This window comes from Sphaerisporangium dianthi, from assembly GCF_042654065.1.
Classification (GTDB): domain Bacteria; phylum Actinomycetota; class Actinomycetes; order Streptosporangiales; family Streptosporangiaceae; genus Sphaerisporangium; species Sphaerisporangium dianthi.
In genome coordinates this window covers 211,212-228,721 of record NZ_JBHSFP010000011.1, presented here as the reverse complement: position 1 = coordinate 228,721, position 17,510 = coordinate 211,212, and the positions used below count along the sequence as shown (strand labels likewise).

14 protein-coding genes are annotated in these 17,510 nt (G+C 72.1%); 11 read left to right on the top strand and 3 right to left on the bottom strand.

Annotated elements, in window-relative coordinates:
* Nucleotides 1-218 precede the first annotated feature (218 nt).
* The 8 genes from steA to pssA all read left to right on the top strand — a co-directional run bounded on the left by steA (nucleotide 219) and on the right by pssA (nucleotide 9,278).
* Nucleotides 219-1,415, top strand: coding sequence for a putative cytokinetic ring protein SteA (steA, locus tag ACFO60_RS18755; RefSeq protein ID WP_380841704.1), 1,197 nt, complete (start codon nucleotides 219-221; stop codon nucleotides 1,413-1,415).
* Complete coding sequence (locus ACFO60_RS18750; RefSeq protein WP_380841703.1) at nucleotides 1,412-2,389, top strand: copper transporter; 978 nt, start codon at nucleotides 1,412-1,414, stop codon at nucleotides 2,387-2,389. Before steA ends, ACFO60_RS18750 begins: the two co-directional genes overlap by 4 nt.
* A 165-nt stretch (nucleotides 2,390-2,554) precedes the next feature.
* Nucleotides 2,555-3,439: a hypothetical protein gene (locus ACFO60_RS18745; RefSeq protein WP_380841702.1), complete on the top strand. Its 885-nt coding sequence runs from the start codon at nucleotides 2,555-2,557 to the stop codon at nucleotides 3,437-3,439.
* Complete coding sequence (gene murJ, locus ACFO60_RS18740) at nucleotides 3,436-5,163, top strand: murein biosynthesis integral membrane protein MurJ (protein ID WP_380841701.1); 1,728 nt, start codon at nucleotides 3,436-3,438, stop codon at nucleotides 5,161-5,163. The genes ACFO60_RS18745 and murJ overlap by 4 nt, the downstream gene beginning before the upstream one ends.
* A complete protein-coding gene (locus tag ACFO60_RS18735; RefSeq protein ID WP_380841700.1) occupies nucleotides 5,156-6,364 on the top strand; it encodes a glycosyltransferase family 4 protein in 1,209 nt (402 codons plus the stop codon). The genes murJ and ACFO60_RS18735 overlap by 8 nt, the downstream gene beginning before the upstream one ends.
* Nucleotides 6,365-6,711: 347 nt before the next feature.
* The gene (locus ACFO60_RS18730) at nucleotides 6,712-7,683 is read left to right on the top strand and encodes a TerC family protein (protein ID WP_380841699.1); all 972 of its coding nucleotides are present in this window, start codon (nucleotides 6,712-6,714) and stop codon (nucleotides 7,681-7,683) included.
* 121 nt (nucleotides 7,684-7,804) lie between these two features.
* A complete protein-coding gene (locus ACFO60_RS18725) occupies nucleotides 7,805-8,452 on the top strand; it encodes a phosphatidylserine decarboxylase (RefSeq protein ID WP_380841698.1) in 648 nt (215 codons plus the stop codon).
* A 22-nt stretch (nucleotides 8,453-8,474) separates the two neighbouring features.
* Entirely contained in the window at nucleotides 8,475-9,278 is an 804-nt protein-coding gene (pssA, locus tag ACFO60_RS18720) for a CDP-diacylglycerol--serine O-phosphatidyltransferase (protein WP_380841697.1), read from the top strand.
* Between the two features lie 84 nt (nucleotides 9,279-9,362).
* Here pssA and ACFO60_RS18715 read toward each other — a convergent pair whose 3' ends face one another.
* Nucleotides 9,363-10,007 carry an MBL fold metallo-hydrolase gene (locus tag ACFO60_RS18715; RefSeq protein ID WP_380841696.1) on the bottom strand — a complete coding sequence of 215 codons (645 nt, stop codon included), beginning with the start codon at nucleotides 10,005-10,007 and terminating at the stop codon, nucleotides 9,363-9,365.
* Nucleotides 10,004-10,822 (bottom strand): maleylpyruvate isomerase N-terminal domain-containing protein, encoded by an 819-nt coding sequence (locus ACFO60_RS18710; RefSeq protein WP_380841694.1) that lies wholly within the window; start codon nucleotides 10,820-10,822, stop codon nucleotides 10,004-10,006. The genes ACFO60_RS18715 and ACFO60_RS18710 overlap by 4 nt, the downstream gene beginning before the upstream one ends.
* 189 nt (nucleotides 10,823-11,011) lie before the next feature.
* Here ACFO60_RS18710 and uvrA point away from each other — a divergent pair, with 189 nt between their 5' ends.
* Together uvrA and ACFO60_RS18700 are read left to right on the top strand one after the other, a co-directional pair.
* A complete protein-coding gene (gene uvrA / locus ACFO60_RS18705) occupies nucleotides 11,012-13,852 on the top strand; it encodes an excinuclease ABC subunit UvrA (protein WP_380841692.1) in 2,841 nt (946 codons plus the stop codon).
* Nucleotides 13,853-14,109: 257 nt separating this feature from the next.
* Entirely contained in the window at nucleotides 14,110-14,589 is a 480-nt protein-coding gene (locus ACFO60_RS18700; RefSeq protein ID WP_380841691.1) for a Rieske (2Fe-2S) protein, read from the top strand.
* Nucleotides 14,590-14,683: 94 nt separating this feature from the next.
* On the opposite strand, the gene ACFO60_RS18695 is transcribed toward ACFO60_RS18700, so the two are convergent.
* A complete protein-coding gene (locus ACFO60_RS18695) occupies nucleotides 14,684-15,427 on the bottom strand; it encodes a TetR/AcrR family transcriptional regulator (RefSeq protein ID WP_380841690.1) in 744 nt (247 codons plus the stop codon).
* Nucleotides 15,428-15,517: 90 nt separating this feature from the next.
* Between ACFO60_RS18695 and ACFO60_RS18690 the strand changes: the two genes are divergently transcribed.
* On the top strand, nucleotides 15,518-17,302 hold the full coding sequence (locus tag ACFO60_RS18690; protein ID WP_380841688.1) for an ABC-F family ATP-binding cassette domain-containing protein: 1,785 nt from the start codon (nucleotides 15,518-15,520) through the stop codon (nucleotides 17,300-17,302).
* The last annotated feature ends 208 nt before the right edge of the window (nucleotides 17,303-17,510 follow it).

Sequence of the window (17,510 nt, the reverse complement as noted above, 5' to 3'; positions counted from 1 at the left end):
ACCGGATCGCGGCCGGGTTCACGCAGGTCAAGGCGCGAGCGGCGGGCCGGGCCGAGCGCGCCGGCCGGGGGAGGCGTGAGCGGCGTTCGCAGGGGTAGCCGGGAGGGGCGGAGAGTCGCGGCCACGGGCGGTGTGCGCTCGCTCCACCCACAGTGACATAGCTGACACGCCGTGAAGCGGGCCCATCTTGGTCGCACGCTCTGGCAGGATGGTTCGTGATGAAGGTGCCGACCTTGAAGGTTCAGGGCCTCCGCCGCAGGAAGGTTTCAGACCTTCCCGGGGTGACGGCAGTGGCGAGGATCGATCGGCGGACCAAGACGCTGACCAAGCGCCTCCGGCCCGGGGAAATCGCGATCATCGATCATGTCGACGTCGACCGGGTGAGCGCGGAGGCGCTTGTCGCGTGCGGCGCCTCGGTCGTGCTCAACATCGCCACCGGCATCAGCGGCCGCTATCCGAACCTCGGCCCGCAGATCCTGCTCAACGCCGGGGTCACGGTCGTCGACAACGTCACCCCCGAGGTGTTCGACCGCGTCCGCGACGGCGACCTGGTGCGCGTCCACGAGGGCGTGATCTATCTGGAGGACGAGCTCGTCGGGAAGGGCGAGATCGCCACCCCCGAGAGCATCGCCGCCGCGATGGCCGAGGCGCGGGCGGGCCTGTCGGTGCAGATCGAGCAGTTCGCCATCAACACGATGGAGTACATCCGCCGCGAGCGCGACCTGCTGATCGACGGCGTGGGCGTCCCCGACATCCGCACCTCCATGGAGGGCAGGCATGTGCTGGTCGTGGTGCGCGGCTACCACTACAAGGAGGACATCGCCACTCTCCGCTCCTACATCCGTGAATTCCGCCCGATCCTGATCGGGGTGGACGGCGGAGCCGACGCGCTGATGGAGGCCGGCTACATGCCCGACCTGATCGTCGGCGACTTCGACTCGGTGTCGGAACGGGCCCTGTGCTGCGGGGCCGAGCTCATCGTGCACGCCTACCGCGACGGCCGCGCGCCCGGCCTCGAACGGGTCCAGCAGCTCGGGCAGCAGGCCGTGGTGTTCCCCGCCACCGGCACCAGCGAGGACATCGCGATGCTGCTGGCCGACGACAAGGGCGCGAGCCTCATCGTGGCGGTCGGCACCCACGGCACGCTGGTGGAGTTCCTGGACAAGGGCCGTTCGGGCATGGCGAGCACCTTTTTGACCCGGCTCCGGGTCGGCGGCAAGCTGGTGGACGCCAAGGGCGTGAGCCGGCTGTACCGCAGCCGCATCTCCATCGGCTCGCTGCTGCTGCTGGTGGCGACGGCGCTCATCACCGTGGGCGTGGTCCTGTGGTTCTCCCCGATGGGCAAGGTCTGGCTGAACGGACTTCGTGACGCCTGGAACGGTTTCATCTTCTGGTTGGTCGGACTCTTCTCGTGATCGATTTCCGCTATCACCTCGTCTCCATCGTCGCGATCTTCCTCGCGCTCGCCATCGGCATCGTGCTCGGCAGCACAGTGCTGAACGCGCCGCTGGTCGCGTCCACCGAGGCGATCACCGCGCAGTTGCGCGCCCGCAACAACGAACTGCAGGCGCAGGTGACCGGGGTGCAGGCGCAAGAGGGCGCCGGCGACTCCTTCATCGCCGACCGGCTCCCGCAGCTCGTCCAGGGCGCCCTGACCGGCGAGCGGGTCCTGATCGTCGAGGCGCCCGGCGCCGACTCCAAACTCCGCGACCCGATCGAGCACGTCGTCACGGCGGCCGGGGCCGTGGTCACCGGCCGTGTCACGCTCAGCGAGAAGTACCTCAACGCCGAGCAGGCAGGCGTGCTCGACGAACTGGCGACCACGTCCAAGCCCGCCGCCGTGGAGTACTCCCTCAACGCCACGCCCTACGACAAGGCGGCCGCGGTGCTGGCGAACGCCCTGATGACCTCGGACAAGACGCAGGCCGGGAAGGAAGAGCCCGCGGCGGCCGGCGTGCTCGACTCCTTCCAGAGCGACGGCCTGCTGACGGTGGAGGGCGACCCCGCCAAGCGGGCGACGCTGGCGCTGGTCATGGCCCCCGCCGTCCCGTCCGAGGGCGACGGAGCCGAGGCGCAGAACACCGCCATCGTGTCGCTGGTCACCGGGCTCGACGAGCGCGGCGAAGGCGCCGTCGTCGTGGGCGCGGTGCCCGCTTCGACCGCCGCGGGCGTCGTCGCGACGCTCCGCGCCGACAGCGACGCGGCGGCGAAGGTCTCCACCGTCGACAATCCCGATATGGCCTTCGGGCAGGCCGTCGTGGTCTACGCTCTGCGGGAGCAGGCGGCCGGGGAGGCCGGGCATTACGGTCTCGGCTCCGACGCCACGGCCCTCGAGCCGACTCCCACTGCCGCCTCCACGCCCACCCCCTCGGCGGGCGCGGGCGGCTGACAGGCCGTCCCGCCCGGCTCGCCGGCCCGCCGCTCCACGCGGCGGCCGTCCGCCACACGGCGGGCGGGGAGCGGCCACGCGCCGCCGGCAGGGGCGGCCGACCGGCCCTGACGACCATGCTCTCCGGCGTTCGCGCCGGGTGCTCCTGACGAAGAGGGATCTGCTGTGGCCCATCGCACCTGGCTCGGCGCCCTGGCCGGCGCGGCCCTCGGCGCCGTCGCCGCCCGCGTCGCCTACTCGGCGTTCACCCGCCGCCCGCCGATCGGCGAGGAGAAGACCTGGACGCGCACCAACCACCGGGGCGAGCCGATCACCCTGCTTGAGGGCCCGGCGTTCGTGGCGGGCGCGGGCGCCGCGGCCGCTCTGGCGCCGGGCCTGCCGGCGCGGGCCCGCGCGGCGGCCGTGCTGGCCACCGTGGGCAGCGGCGCCCTCGGCGCGTACGACGACCTGTGGGGGGCCACCACCTCCAAGGGGTTCAAGGGGCACCTGACCGCCCTGGCGCGCGGTGAGGTGACCAGCGGCGCGGTGAAGATCCTCGGCATCGGCGCGGCGGGCCTGGCCGCCGCCGCGCTCCTGCCCCGCCACCCCGCCGCGGCGCGGCGCGGCGCGTTCTCCTCCACCGTGGGCACGCTGGCCGACGGCGCGCTGATCGCCGGCAGCGCCAACCTGGCCAACCTGTTCGACCTGCGCCCCGGGCGCGCCATCAAAGTCGGGCTGCTGACCGGCGGGCCCCTGCTGGCGGCGTCGCTGGCGAGAGGCACGACCGCCGGGACGGGCGCCGCCCTCGCCGCGGTGCCCCTCGGCGCGGGCCTCGCCCTGCTGCCGGAGGACCTGGGCGAGCGGGCCATGCTCGGCGACGCCGGGGCCAACGCCCTCGGGGCACTGCTCGGCGTCGCCGCGGTCGCCGGGCTGCCCCCCCGGTCGCGGCTGGTGCTGCTCGGCGCGGTCGCCGCGCTCACCGCCGCTTCGGAGAAGGTCAGCTTCACCAAGGTCATCGCCGCGAACCCGGTGCTCAACCGGCTCGACATGCTGGGCCGCCGTCCCGCATGACCGCACGGGCAGGCCGGGGCCTCGCCGCCGCGGCGGTCCTCATCGCGGCCGTCACGATCCTGGCGCGGGTGGTCGGCTTCGCCAAGCAGGTCGTCCTGGCCCGCACGGTCGGCGCCGACTGCCTGGCCACGGCCTACTTCACGGCCAACCAGGTGCCCAACATCGTCTTCGAGGTCGTCGTGGGCGGTGCGCTGGCCGGGATGATCGTCCCGGTGCTCGCCGGCGCGGCCTCCCGCTCATCGGCGCCGGTCCCCGCCGGCCCGCGCGCCCCCGCGCCGCCTTCCCCGGCGGCCGGCGCGCACGAGACGGGGCCGGCCGAGACGGCCGAGCAGGCCCGCGCACGGGTGGGGTGGATCACCTCGGCGCTGCTGAGCTGGGTGCTGGTGCTCCTGGTGCCGCTCGGCGTCCTCACCGCCCTCGCGGCCCGCCCGGTGATCGGGCTGTTCGCCGGGCAGGTGCGAGGATGCGCCACCGGAGACCTGCTGGACACCGCCACCCGGATGCTCGTCGTCTTCGCCCCGCAGATTCCCCTGTACGGGGTGGCGGTGGTGCTGTACGGGGTGCTGCAGGCCCACCGGCGCTTCACCGGCCCCGCGCTGGCCCCCCTGGTGTCCAGTCTCGTGGTCATCGTCGCCTATCTGCTGTTCGTGCCGTTCAGCCACGGCGTCACCACGCCACTGCCGGCGGTGCCGCGCCCGGCCGAGCTGGCCCTGTCCGTGGGCACCACTCTCGGCGTCCTCGCCCTGGTGGTCACCGTGATCGGCCCGTCCTCGCGGCTGGGTCTGCGGCTGCGGCCGACTCTGCGCTTCCCCGAAGGCGTAGCCGCGCGGGTGCGCCACCTGGCGGCGGCCGGGCTCAGCGCGCTGATCGCCCAGCAGGCGGCCACGGCGCTGGTGGTGTGGCTCGCCAACCGTCACGCCGGCGCCGGAGGGCTGGCCGGGTACAACTACGCCTGGGCGATCTACCAGGTGCCCTATGCCGTCCTTGCGGTGCCCATCGCCACCAGCGCCTTCCCGGCGCTGTCCGCGCGGGCCGAAGGCGGTGATGGCGCCGGGTTCGCCGCCCTGTCGGCGCAGACGACCCGCGCGGTCGTGCTGGTGTCCGGGCTGGCCGCCGGCGCGCTCGCGGCCGTGGCGGCGCCGCTGGCCGTGGTGTTCGTCGGCGGCATGCCCGGCCAGGTGGACGCGTCCGAGCTGGCCCGGGCCATCGCCCTGTTCGCACCCGGCCTGGTGGGATACGGCCTGATCGCGCACCTCGGCCGCGTCCTCTACGCGCGAGGGAGGGGACGGGCGGCCGCGGCGGGCACGGTGGCCGGCTGGCTGGTGGTCATGGTGGCGCAGACGGCGTTCGCCGTGGCCTTCCCCGCCGGATGGAAGCTCGGCGGCCTCGCGCTCGGCAGCGCCGCCGGCATGACGGCGGGCGGCGCGCTGCTGATGGCGGCCGTGGTCCGCGGCAGCGGCGCCGCGGCTCTGGTGGGCGTGGCGCGCGCGTCGCTCACCGCGGTGCTCGGCGGCGGGGCGGGTTTCCTCGCCGGCTCGTGGATCGGCTCGCTGCTGCCCGTCCAGGGCCCGGTGGCCGGTGCGGGCGTCACGGCGCTGGCGGGGGCGGCGGCACTCGCGGTGTCCCTGGCCATCGCGCTGGCCGTGGACAGGCGTGATCTGATGTCGGCGCTGTCTCGCGCGCGGGGCGGCGGTGGAGGGGGAGGGACCGGTGGAGATGGCTGAGACGGCGCGGCGGGTGATCCTCGTGCTCGGGACGAGCACCGGCGGGGTGGGACGGCACGTGCGCATGCTCGCCGCCGGGCTCGCCCGGGAAGGGCGCCAGGTCGTGGTGGCCGGACCGGCGAGCACCGACGCGGCGTTCGGCTTCTCCGGCGTGGCGCGTTTCGCGCAGGTGCCCATCGCCGTCCGGCCCCGCCCGGCGGCCGACGCGCGCGCCGTGGCGCGCCTGCGGAGGCTGGTGTCGGGCGCGGACGTGGTGCACGCGCACGGCCTGCGCGCGGGGGCGCTGGCGGCGCTGGCGCTGACCGGCCGCCGTACGGCCCTGGTGGTCACCCTGCACAACGCGCTGACCACCGGAGGGGCGATCGGGGCGGTGTTCGGGCTCTTGGAGCGCATCGTCGCCAGGAGGGCCGATCAGGTGCTGGTCGTGGCCCCCGATCTGGGCGAGCGGATGGCCGCCCTCGGCGCGCGCGGCATCGCCCCGGCGGTCGTGCCGGCGCCGCCGGTGCCGCCCGCCGCCAGGACGGCCGCCGAGGTCCGCGCCGAACTGGCCGGTGCCGCCGCGGCCTTGCTCCACGAGGCCGCCGCCGGGGCCGGGCCGGCCGGGACCGCCGGGGCCGGGCCGGGGGCGGCCGGCGGGGCCGCCGAGGAGGACTGGAAGGGCGACCGGCCGATCTTGCTGACCATCGCCCGCCTGGCGCAGCAGAAGGGTCTTGAGACGCTCCTGGACGCCGCCCGCGGGCCGTACGCGAACGGAGCCGCCCCGCTGTTCGTGATCGCGGGGGACGGGCCGCTGCGCGGCGAACTGCAGGCGCGCGTCGACGCCGAAAGGCTCCCCGTCCTGCTCCTCGGGCACCGGGAGGACGTGGCCGACCTGTTGCGGGCGGCCGACGCCGTGGTGGTGCCGAGCCGCTGGGAGGGGCAGCCGCTGAACGTGCACGAGGCGCTCAGGGCCGCCAGGCCGATCGTCGCGACGGCCGTCGGGGGGATCCCTTCGATGGTCGGCGACGCCGCCCTGCTCGTCCCCGCGGGGGACGCGGCGGCCCTGCGAGCCCAGATCGCCCGGCTGCTCGGCGACCGGGCGCTGGCGGCCCGCCTGTCCGCCGCCGCGGCGGCACTCTCGCTGCCGGACGAGCAGGCCGCGCTGCGCTCCGCCGCCGCGGCGTACGAGGCCGCCCAGAGGTCCGCGCGCGACCACGCCTGACCGCCTCCCTCGTTCGAGCGGGTCTCGCGTGGCCCGGGGACGGCCGTGACGGACGGCGTCGGCCGGCGCGGGACGAACCGGTCCCGAACACGGCCGTCACCCCGTTGATCAGCGGCTTCTGCGGCACCCGGCGGCCGTGACGGCCACGCCAGCGTAAACGTTGATTAGGTGAGGCTTATCCCCTCGCCTATACTCCTCGGCGAGGGGGGGAGTATCCCTTCGCGACAGCCTCGTCATCACGGAACGTCCCTTACGGCGCGCCCGGGGCTGCCGGTTCGCGCCACCGCGCGGGCGGGAGAGACCTCCGGCACTTTGACGCGGGCCGGAGGTTTGTCTTGGAGATTTCCGTGTGGGCATGGGCTGCGGTCATCGGCGGGCTGCTGGTGGTCCTGGCGTTCGATCTGTGGATCGTCGACAGAGGTGAGCCACGCGAGTTCTCGCTTCGGCAAGCGGGCTTCTGGGTCGGTTTCTACGTCACGCTGGCCGTCTTGTTCGGCATCGGCATGTGGATCTTCGCGGGAGTCGACAAGGCGGGGGAGTTCTTCGCCGGCTATCTCACCGAGTACAGCCTGAGCGTCGACAACCTGTTCGTCTTCTACATCATCATGGGCCGTTTCGCGGTGCCCAAGATCTACCAGCACAAGGTGCTCCTGGTAGGCGTGCTGATGGCGCTGGCGATGCGCGGGGTGTTCATCCTGGTCGGCTCGGCGGCCCTTGAGCGTTTCAGCTGGCTGTTCTACGTGTTCGGCGCGTTCCTGCTGTACACCGCCGTGAACATACTGCGCGGCCACGACGAGGAGGAGTTCAAGGAGAACCTCCTCCTGCGCTGGGTGCGCCGCATCTTCCCGACCACCGACGGCTTCGTCGGCTCGAAGATCACCACCCGGGTGGACGGGCGCCGCATGGTCACCCCCATGCTGATCGTCATGGTCGCGATCGGCACCACCGACCTGCTGTTCGCCCTGGACTCCATCCCGGCCATCTTCGGCCTCACCAAGGATGCCTTCGTCGTCTTCACCGCCAACGCGTTCGCCCTGATGGGCCTGCGTCAGCTGTACTTCCTCCTCGGCGGTCTGCTGCAACGGTTGGTGTACATCAGCTACGGTCTGTCGTTCATTCTGGGCTTCATCGGAGTTAAGCTCATCATGGAGGCCTTGCACAACAGTGGCGTCTCCTGGGCGCCGGAAGTGCCGATCTCGGTCTCCCTTGCGGTCATCGGCGTCACGATGGTGGTCACCACCGTGGCCAGTCTCATCAAGGCCAGGCGCGACAAGCGATCCGGTGACTCCACCGCCCCGGCGAAGGTGTCCCAGGGGTAGCTAATTGGTGCATGAGGCGATTTGCTTGTCTCGTATCGCTATGCAATGGCGATGGGATGGGTAACATTCGGCGACAAGTCACGAACCGGTCTCTGGCCGCAAACATCACAAAAGGTTCCCCGTGTCCAACGATTCGCCAAGCCACAGTCGCCGCCGCGTGCGGCTGGCACGTGGCGTCTCCCCCTGGCTGGCCCCCACCGCCATCGCGGCCGCCGCCTCGGTGGCCCTGGCCCGGCGGTCCCGTCCGTGGATGCTCGCGGCGGCTCCGCTGACCGCTCTCACCGGCGCCATGCTGTGGTTCTTCCGCGATCCCGACCGAGAGCCGGGCGCCGGGCTGGTGCTGAGCCCCGCCGACGGCGTCGTCCAGAGCATCGATCCGCAGCCGGACGGGCGCACCCGTGTGGCGATCTTCATGAGCCCGCTGGACGTCCACGTGAACCGGGCGCCGCTCGACGGCACCGTCACCTCGATCCAGCACGTGGCCGGAGGCTTCCGGCCCGCGTTCAACAAGGACAGCGACCAGAACGAACGGGTCGTGTGGCACTTCGACACCGAGATCGGCGAACTGGAGCTCGTGCAGATCGCCGGGGCCGTGGCGCGCCGCATCGTGCCGTACGTCGGCACTGGGGCGAAGGTCACGCGAGGAGAGCGCATCGGGCTGATCCGGTTCGGCTCGCGCGTGGACATCTACCTTCCAGAAGGGATCGCCCCTGCGGTCGGCGTGGGGGAGCGGACGACGGCAGGAGTGACTCGCATTGACCGCGGCTGACGCAGGCTGGTCCATAGAGGGCGTGGACGAAGACGAAGAACCCCGGGGGCCGGTCGGCAAGGCCTTCCGGCTGTCGGCGGCCGACTCGCTCTCCATCGGCAACGCGGTGTGCGGGTTCCTCGCGGTGTGCGTGCTGGCGTGGTCGGCGATCAACCAGCTGCAGACCCAGAGCGAGTTCCAGTCCGACCCGCGCTACTTCGCCACCGCCGTGGTGCTGCTGCTCATCGGCGCCACGTGCGACCTGTTCGACGGCCTGGTCGCCAGGAAGTTCCGCGCCTCGGCCATGGGCGCCGAGCTGGACAACCTCGCCGATGTGATCAGCTTCGGCTTCGCGCCGGCGTTCATGGTGGTGGCCTGGGCGGGCTTCTCCCACAAGCTCCCGCTGTGGCTGGTGCTCTGCGCGGCCGTCTCGGTGCTGGTGGCCGGTGTCGTCCGGCTCGCGCGCTTCGCCTGCGTCAAGACCAAGAGCGGCGACTTCATGGGCCTGCCCATCCCGATGGGCGCCATGACGGTGGTGTCCATCGTGCTGCTCTTCCAGCCTTCGTACGCCACCCTGCTCGGCATCTTCGCGGTGGCCTGGCTCATGGTCAGCCGCATCGAGTACCCCAAGCCCAAGGGCAACCTCGCGGCCGTCGTGCTCGGCTGGGTCATGATCAACGTGGTCTGCCTCATCGTCTGGGCGGCCGATCTGTCCGGCGGCGACCTGCTCATCCAGATCGGCGCCTGCATGCAGATCGCCCTGGTCTCGGCGATCCCGCTGCGTGTGCTCATGTTCAAGCGCGAACAGCGCAAAGAGCGCAAAGAGGCCGACTCCTCCGTCCGGTAGCCTCCGGCGGCCCCCGTGAACGTCCGGACGGCCCGGTCCCTCGAACGCCGAGGGACCGGGCCGTCTCGCGTGCGAGGCCGCCGGCTACCAGCCGCGGGCGCGCCACTCGGGCAGGGACGGGCGCTCGGCGCCGAGCGTGGTGTCCTTGCCGTGGCCCGGGTAGACCCACGCCTCGTCGGGCAGCCGGTCGAAGACGCGCCGCACCACATCGGTGTAGAGCTGCTCGAACCGGGCCGGGTCGCGCTCGGTGTTGCCGACCCCGCCGGGGAACAGCGAATCGCCGGTGAACAGATGGCCGTCCTGGAACAGCAGCGCGATCGACCCGGGCGTGTGGCCGCGCAGGTGGATCACATCGAGGGTGACCACGCCGACGGTGACCTTGTCGCCGTGCTCCACGGGCAGGGTCACCGGCACCGGCAGGTGCGGGGCGTCCAGCGGGTGGGCGACGGTCTCGGCTCCGGTGGCCTTGGCGACCTCGGCCAGCGCCATCCAGTGGTCCTGGTGGCGGTGCGTGGTGACGATCTTGCTGATGGGCCGGTCGCCGATCAGCTCCAGCAGCCTGCCGGGCTCGGCGGCGGCGTCGACGAGCACGCCGTCGCCGGTCTCCCGGCAGCGCAGCAGGTAGGCGTTGTTGCCGAAGTCGCCCACCTCGACCTTGCTGATCGTCAGGTCGGGCAGTTCGCGTACTTCGGCGGGGCCGCCGGCGGTCACATCACCGGTGTAGCTCATGGATACTCCTCAGGTGGCGTCGCCGGCAGGCCTGGCGGAACCGTCGTCGGCCACCGCGGCGCGGCCGGAGGCTTTGCCGTCAGCCTAAGCCCCTCGGGCGCCGGCTGATCGTTCCCCTCCGCCTGTCCCGCCCGCCCGTCGCGCAGGCGCACCGGCACCCCTGCCTCGCCGGGTGCCAGGCGGCCGGTCACCCAGGCGAGGACGGCCGCGGGCGCGCCCTCCACCTCGGGACCCTCACCGAGGCCGGCCCAGCTCCGGTCGCCGGCGTGGACGGCCGCGACCGGGCTCTGGTCGCGCGGCCAGGTGGCCAAGGCGTCGTGCAGCTCGCGCCACACGAAGGCCTCGGGCCAGCCGGCCCATGTGCGGCCGGCGTCGAGGTCGACGTGGTGGATCTCCACCTCCCTGATCCTGCGCACCAGGATGTACCAGGCGGGGTGCTCGCCGCCGCTCATGTCGCGCACGGAGGCGGCCCAGGCCTCTTCGGGCATCGCCGCGATGGCGGCCTCCAGCCGTGCCGCGCTCTCGGCGATGTCCGCGTGCTGCTCTTCGGCGCTCCTGCCCGCTCCTTGGGCTATCTCGGTCTCTCTGGCCTCACGCGTTGGGTACTGTGGTGTGTACACACCCGTCTTGGCCCACGTCACGAGGTTGACGTGGCTGTCGGCGTTGCGCGCGATGTGGGTCAGCACGTGGCCGCGCGTCCAGCCCGAGAGCAGGGAGGGAGCCGTGATGTCCGAGCCGGGCAAGGCGGCCGTGGTGGCGAGCAGACGGTTCGTGGCCGCGGTGAGTTCGGTCCGCAGTGCGTCCAAAACGGTCATGCATCACATCATTTCTCCGAAATCCTTCGCCTGCGCGATCTTCCACGGGTTCCGGACGCCCATCGTCTCGTACGTCCTTCGCCGGGGAGCGGGGAAACTGTCGGACCCCGTCGTTACAGTGGCGGCGACTAGTCAGAGGTGGCCCTTTCCGGCCGCCGTGGATCGCAACCCCAACATGAGAGATCTGCTGTGGCCGACCGCTTGATCGTTCGTGGCGCGCGCGAACACAACCTCAAAGACGTCTCGCTCGACCTGCCGCGAGACGCCCTTATCGTCTTCACCGGGCTGTCCGGCTCGGGCAAGTCCAGCCTGGCCTTCGACACCATCTTCGCCGAGGGCCAGCGGCGCTACGTCGAGTCGCTCTCGGCGTACGCCAGGCAGTTCCTCGGGCAGATGGACAAGCCCGACGTCGACTTCATCGAGGGCCTGTCTCCGGCCGTCTCGATCGACCAGAAGTCCACCTCCCGCAACCCCCGGTCCACGGTCGGCACCATCACCGAGGTCTACGACTACCTGCGCCTGCTCTGGGCCCGCATCGGCAAGCCCCACTGCCCCTCCTGCGGCCGTCCCATCGCCCGGCAGACCCCGCAGCAGATCGTCGACCGCGTGCTCGAGCTGCCCGAGGGCACGCGCTTCCAGGTCATGGCCCCGGTCGTCCGCGGGCGCAAGGGCGAGTACGGCGAGCTGTTCCGCGAGCTGCAGACCAAGGGCTTCGCCCGGGCCCGGGTCGACGGCACGATCATCCGGCTCGAAGAGCCGCCGGTCCTGAAGAAGTACGAAAAGCACGACATCGAAGTGATCGTCGACCGCCTCTCGGTGAAAGACGGCGCGCGCCGCCGCCTCACCGACTCGGTGGAGACCGCGCTGCAGTTGTCCGGCGGCACGATCACCCTCGACTTCGTCGACCTTCCCGAGGGCGATCCCGGGCGTGAGCGGTTCTACTCCGAGCACCTCTACTGCCCCTACGACGACCTGTCGTTCGAGGAGCTGGAGCCCCGGTCGTTCTCGTTCAACTCGCCGTTCGGCGCCTGCCCTGACTGCACCGGCCTCGGCACGCGCATGGAGGTCGACCCCGACCTGGTGGTGCCCGACCCTGAGAAGTCCCTGGGCGACGGCGCGCTGTCCCCGTGGGCGGGCGGCCACACCAGCGACTACTTCATCCGGCTGGTCGAGGCGCTCGGCCACGCCATGGGCTTCGATCTCGACACCGCCTGGGAGCGGCTGCCCAAGCAGGCGCAGAAGGCCCTGCTGCGCGGCCACGAAGAGCAGGTCCACGTCCGCTACAGCAACCGCTACGGCCGGCAGCGCTCCTACTACACCACTTTCGAGGGCGTGATCCCCTGGGTGCAGCGGCGGCACGCCGAGGCCGAGAGCGACTCCTCGCGCGAGCGCTACGAGGGCTTCATGCGCGAGATCCCCTGTCCCACGTGCAAGGGGGCCCGCCTCAAGCCCGTCTCGCTGGCGGTGACGGTCAGCGACCACTCCATCGCCCAGGTGTCGTCCATGTCCATCGGCGAATGCGCCAAGTTCCTCGGCGGGTTCGCCCTCTCCGAGCGCGACATGCACATAGCCGAGCGGGTCGTCAAAGAGATCAACGCCCGGCTGGGCTTCCTGCTCGACGTCGGCCTCGACTACCTCACCCTCGACCGCGCGGCCGGCACCCTCGCCGGCGGCGAGGCGCAGCGCATCCGCCTGGCCACCCAGATCGGCTCAGGTCTCGTCGGTGTGCTCTACGTCCTTGACGAGCCGTCGATCGGCCTGCACCAGCGCGACAACCAGCGCCTGCTCGACACGCTGATCCGCCTGCGCGACATGGGCAACACGCTGATCGTCGTCGAGCACGACGAGGACACCATCGCCGCCGCCGACTGGGTCGTCGACATCGGGCCGGGCGCCGGAGAGCACGGCGGCCAGGTCGTCGTGTCCGGCACCGTGCAGGACCTGCTCGCCAGCGAGCACTCCCTGACCGGCGCCTACCTGTCCGGCCGCAGGAGCATCGACGTGCCCGGCACCCGGCGCAAGCGCGACACCAAGCGCAAGCTGGTGGTCAAGGGGGCCCGCGAGCACAACCTCAAGGGCGTCGACGTCGAGTTCCCGCTCGGGGTGTTCACCGCGGTGACCGGCGTGTCGGGATCGGGCAAGTCCACCCTGGTCAACGACATCCTGTACAATGCCCTGGCCAAAGAGCTCAACGGCGCCAAGACCGTGCCGGGCAGGCACTCGCGGGTCACCGGCACCGACCTGGTCGACAAGGTCGTGCACGTCGACCAGAGCCCGATCGGCCGCACCCCGCGGTCCAACCCCGCCACCTATACCGGGGTCTTCGACCACGTCCGCAAGCTGTTCGCCCAGACCACCGAGGCGAAGATCCGCGGTTACCAGCCGGGCAGGTTCAGCTTCAACGTCAAGGGCGGGCGCTGCGAGGCGTGCTCGGGCGACGGCACCATCAAGATCGAGATGAACTTCCTGCCGGACGTCTACGTCCCGTGCGAGGTCTGCCACGGCGCCCGCTACAACCGCGAGACCCTCGAGGTCCACTACAAGGGAAAGACGATCTCCGAGGTCCTCGACATGCCGATCGAGGAGGCCCTGGAGTTCTTCGACGCCATCCCCCCGATCAAGCGGCACCTCAAGACGCTCAACGACGTCGGCCTCGGGTACGTCCGGCTCGGCCAGCCCGCCACCACGCTGTCCGGCGGCGAGGCCCAGCGCGTGAAGCTCGCCTCCGAGCTGCAGCGCCGCTCCACCGGCCGCACGGTCTACGTGCTCGACGAGCCCACCACCGGCCTGCACTTCGAGGACATCCGCAAGCTGCTCGGCGTCCTCGGCCGGCTGGTCGACGGCGGCAACACCGTCGTCGTGATCGAGCACAACCTCGACGTCATCAAGACCGCCGACTGGATCATCGACATGGGCCCCGAGGGCGGGTCCAGGGGCGGCGTGGTGCTGGCCACCGGCACCCCCGAGCAGGTCGCGCGCATCGAGGACAGCCACACCGGCCGCTTCCTCAGCAAGGTCCTGGGCGACTGAGCCCTCCGCGAGGGCCGGCGAAGGCCGCGCACGACCGAGGGTGAGGTCGTGGGCGGCCGGGTGGGCTCCGGGCGTTCGAGGCGGGGGCGATCACGGCCGGCGGGGACCGTTCGCCCGCCACGGACGTACGGGGCGGGCGGAAGCTGACCCGCCTCTTACATGTAATTCTTCATACTCTCTGTGTCGCGTACGGCCCATGCTGAACCACGTCGAGGCGCGAGCCGTAGCAGAGATGACGGAACTTGAGGAAGGCAAATATGACCGAGACGGATACGACACGGCGTGCGGCGATGCTCGGCGCGAGCGGCGCGGGGCTGGCCGTCGTGCTGACCGCGTGCGGCGGATATGGGACGCCGGCCACCTCCGGCGGCGACTCCTCTTCTTCTGAGCCCGCTCCGGCGTCCTCGTCGGGCGAGGCCGGCGGCGACGCCGGCTCCGAGGGCGGCGGTGGCGACGCGCTGGCCAAGACCAGTGACATCCCCAAGGGCGGTGGCAAGATCTTCAAGGACGAGAAGATCGTCATCACTCAGCCGAGCGACGGTGAGTTCGTGGCGTTCAGCGCCATCTGCACCCACCAGGGATGCCCGGTCGGCTCGGTATCGGGCGGAACGATCAACTGCCCGTGCCACGGCAGCAAGTTCAAGATCGCCGATGGTTCCGTGGCCGACGGCCCGGCGAGCCGGCCGCTGGAGAAGAAGGAGATCACGGTCAAGGACGGTTCCATCAGCCTCGCCTGACACCACGGCGAGGCCGGCGCGAGCGGGCGGGGACGGAGGCATCACCTCCGCCCCCGCCCGCGGCGTGTGCGCCACGGCCCGTCGCCAGAACGGCTCACGCGTGAGCCGGCCCGGAGGCGATCTGGGCGGTTATGCCGTCGAGGAGGTAGCGCAGGCCGTGAGTGAACGCCTCGTCCCAGTCTTCGCCGACCAGGTGGCCGCGTGCCGCGAGCGTCGGATAGCGCTCGCGCTCGGCCCGCAGGCGCTCGTCGGCGGCCCGCCGAGCCCCGGCCTCGTCGCGTGACCGCCAGGCGGCCTGCATCATGGCCGAACCGATGACGAAGTTGGCCAGACCGTAGGCCGCCGCGGTCAGATGGGGGTCGCGGAGGCCCGCGCCGACCAGCGCCGCGTGCAGGAACTCCGTGCGCGCAAGGACGTTCGGCCCCATGAGGGGGCGGCCGAGCACGGTGGCGGACCACGGGTGCCTCAGCAGCGCGGCGCGCCATTCGCCGGCCAGCGCGGCGGCGTCCGCCCGCCAGTCGCCCGAATGCTCAACCGGCAGCGCGACTTCTCCGAACACGGCGTCGAGGGCGAGGTCGAGCACGTCGTCCTTGGTCTCGACGTGCCAGTACAGCGTGGTGGAGCCCGTGCCGAGGCGCTCGGCCAGACGGCGCATGGTCAGCCGGGCCTCGCCCTCCTCGTCCAGCAACGCCACCGCCGCGGCGACGATGCGGTCGCGGGTCAGCGGCGGCGTCTGGCGGTGCGCCCGCTGGGGCCGCAGCCACACCTCTCCGCCGCTCCCACCGCTCCGTGACGCCTTCCCGCCCGTTCCCGCCCCATCCGCCGCGCTCGCTCCCATGGGTCCGATCCTAGTATGGTGAGCGAGTACCGGATCGTTGGTCCAGTACTCGACCGACGATCCGGCAGTCGAGGACAGGGGAGGCGGGCGATGGGCCACATCGAGGTGAGCGAGCTGACCTACGCCCTGCCGGACGGGCGGCCGCTGCTGGACGGGGTGTCCTTCCGCGTCGGCGAGGGCGCCAAGGCGGCCCTGGTCGGCCCGAACGGGGCCGGCAAGACGACGCTGCTCAGGTTGATCGCCGGGGACATCGCCCCGGCCGGGGGCCGGGTGGCCCGCTCCGGCGGCCTCGGCGTCATGAGGCAGTTCATCGGCGGGGTGCGTGACGGCCGCACCGTGCACGACCTGCTGCTGTCCGTCGCCCCCGAACGCGTGCGCGCCGCGGCCGCCGCGGTCACCCGTGCCGAGACCGCCCTGGTGCGCGCGGACGACGAGCCGGCGCAACTGGCCTACGCCCAGGCCCTGGCCGACTACGCCGACGCCGGCGGCTACGAGGCGGAGGTCGTCTGGGACACCTGCGCGACCGCCGCCCTCGGCCTGCCCTATGACCGCGTCAGGGAGCGGCCGGTGAACACCCTGTCAGGGGGTGAGCAGAAGCGTCTGGTACTGGAGGCCCTCCTGCGCGGGCCGGACGAACTGCTGCTGCTGGACGAGCCGGACAACTACCTGGACGTGCCCGCCAAGCAGTGGCTGGAGGAACGCTTGCGCGCCGCGGGGAAGACCGTCCTGCTGGTCTCGCATGATCGCCGGCTGCTGGCGAACACCGCCGACCGCATCCTCACCGTGGAGGACCGGGGGGTATGGGGCCACGGCGGCGGCTTCGCCTCCTACGCCCAGGCCCGGCACGACCGCGTCGAGCGCCTGGACGAGCTGAAGCGCCGCTGGGAGGAGGAGCACGCCCGGCTCAGGCACCTGGTGACCACGCTGCGCCAGACCGCCGCGAACAACGACGCGGTGGCGTCCTCCTACCGCGCCGCCCGCACGCGGCTGCAGAGGTTCGAGGAGGCCGGCCCGCCGGAGCGGGCGCCGCGACGGCAGAACGTGCGCATGCGGCTGCGCGGTGGCCGCACCGGCAAGCGGGTGGTCGTCTGCGAGTCGGTGGAGCTGCCCGGTCTGGTGCGGCCGTTCGACCTGGAGATATGGCACGGCGAGCGCGTTGCCGTCCTCGGCTCGAACGGATCCGGCAAATCCCATTTCCTCCGCCTGCTCGCCGACGCGGCACCCAGTTCGGCGTCCGGTTCAGGCTCCGGCGCGGATCCCGGTTCGGTGCCCGACCCGGGTCCGGGCGCCAGACCCGGCTCACGGGCCGGTGCGGATCCGCGCTCGGCGTCCGGGCCGGGGGCCGGCGCGCATCCCGGCTCAGGGCGCGGCTCCGGAGGCGGCGGGTATCCAGGTGCGGAACCCCGCCCGGAGGCCGGTCGCCCGCACAATGGCGTGGTCCGGCTCGGCGCCCGGGTGGCGCCCGGGCACTTCGTGCAGACGCACGCACGTCCCGAACTGCACGGGCGCACCGCCGCCGACCTGGTCACGGAAGGTCATGCGCTGACGCTGAACGAGGCCATGGCGGCGCTCGCGCGCTACGAACTCGCGCCTGCCGCCCGCCGGCCGTTCGACACGCTGTCCGGCGGCCAGCAGGCGCGCCTGCAGATCCTGCTGCTCGAACTGTCGGGCGCCACTCTGCTCCTCCTGGACGAACCCACCGACAATCTCGACCTGGCCAGTGCCGAGGCCCTGCAGCAAGGGCTCTCGGCGTTCGAGGGCACGGTCGTCGCCGTCACGCACGACCGCTGGTTCGCCGCCGACTTCGACCGCTTCCTGATCTTCGGCGCGGACGGCCGCGTGCGGGAGTCCGCCGAGCCGGAATGGACCGCTTGATCGAACGTCCTGACGTGCGCCCGGCGGCGGGCGGCCGGCCGCCGGCGCGGGACCGAGGTGGCGCGGGCGGCCGATGGCCCAGGGCGGGGACGGAGGGTGAACGGGCGGCGGCCGCCCGACAAGGAGCCCCTGCGCGTGGTCGGATAGCCCTGTTCTGTCGGCGGGGCCGGATAGGCTTTTCCTTGTGGCGAGACCCGCGAACAGCCCC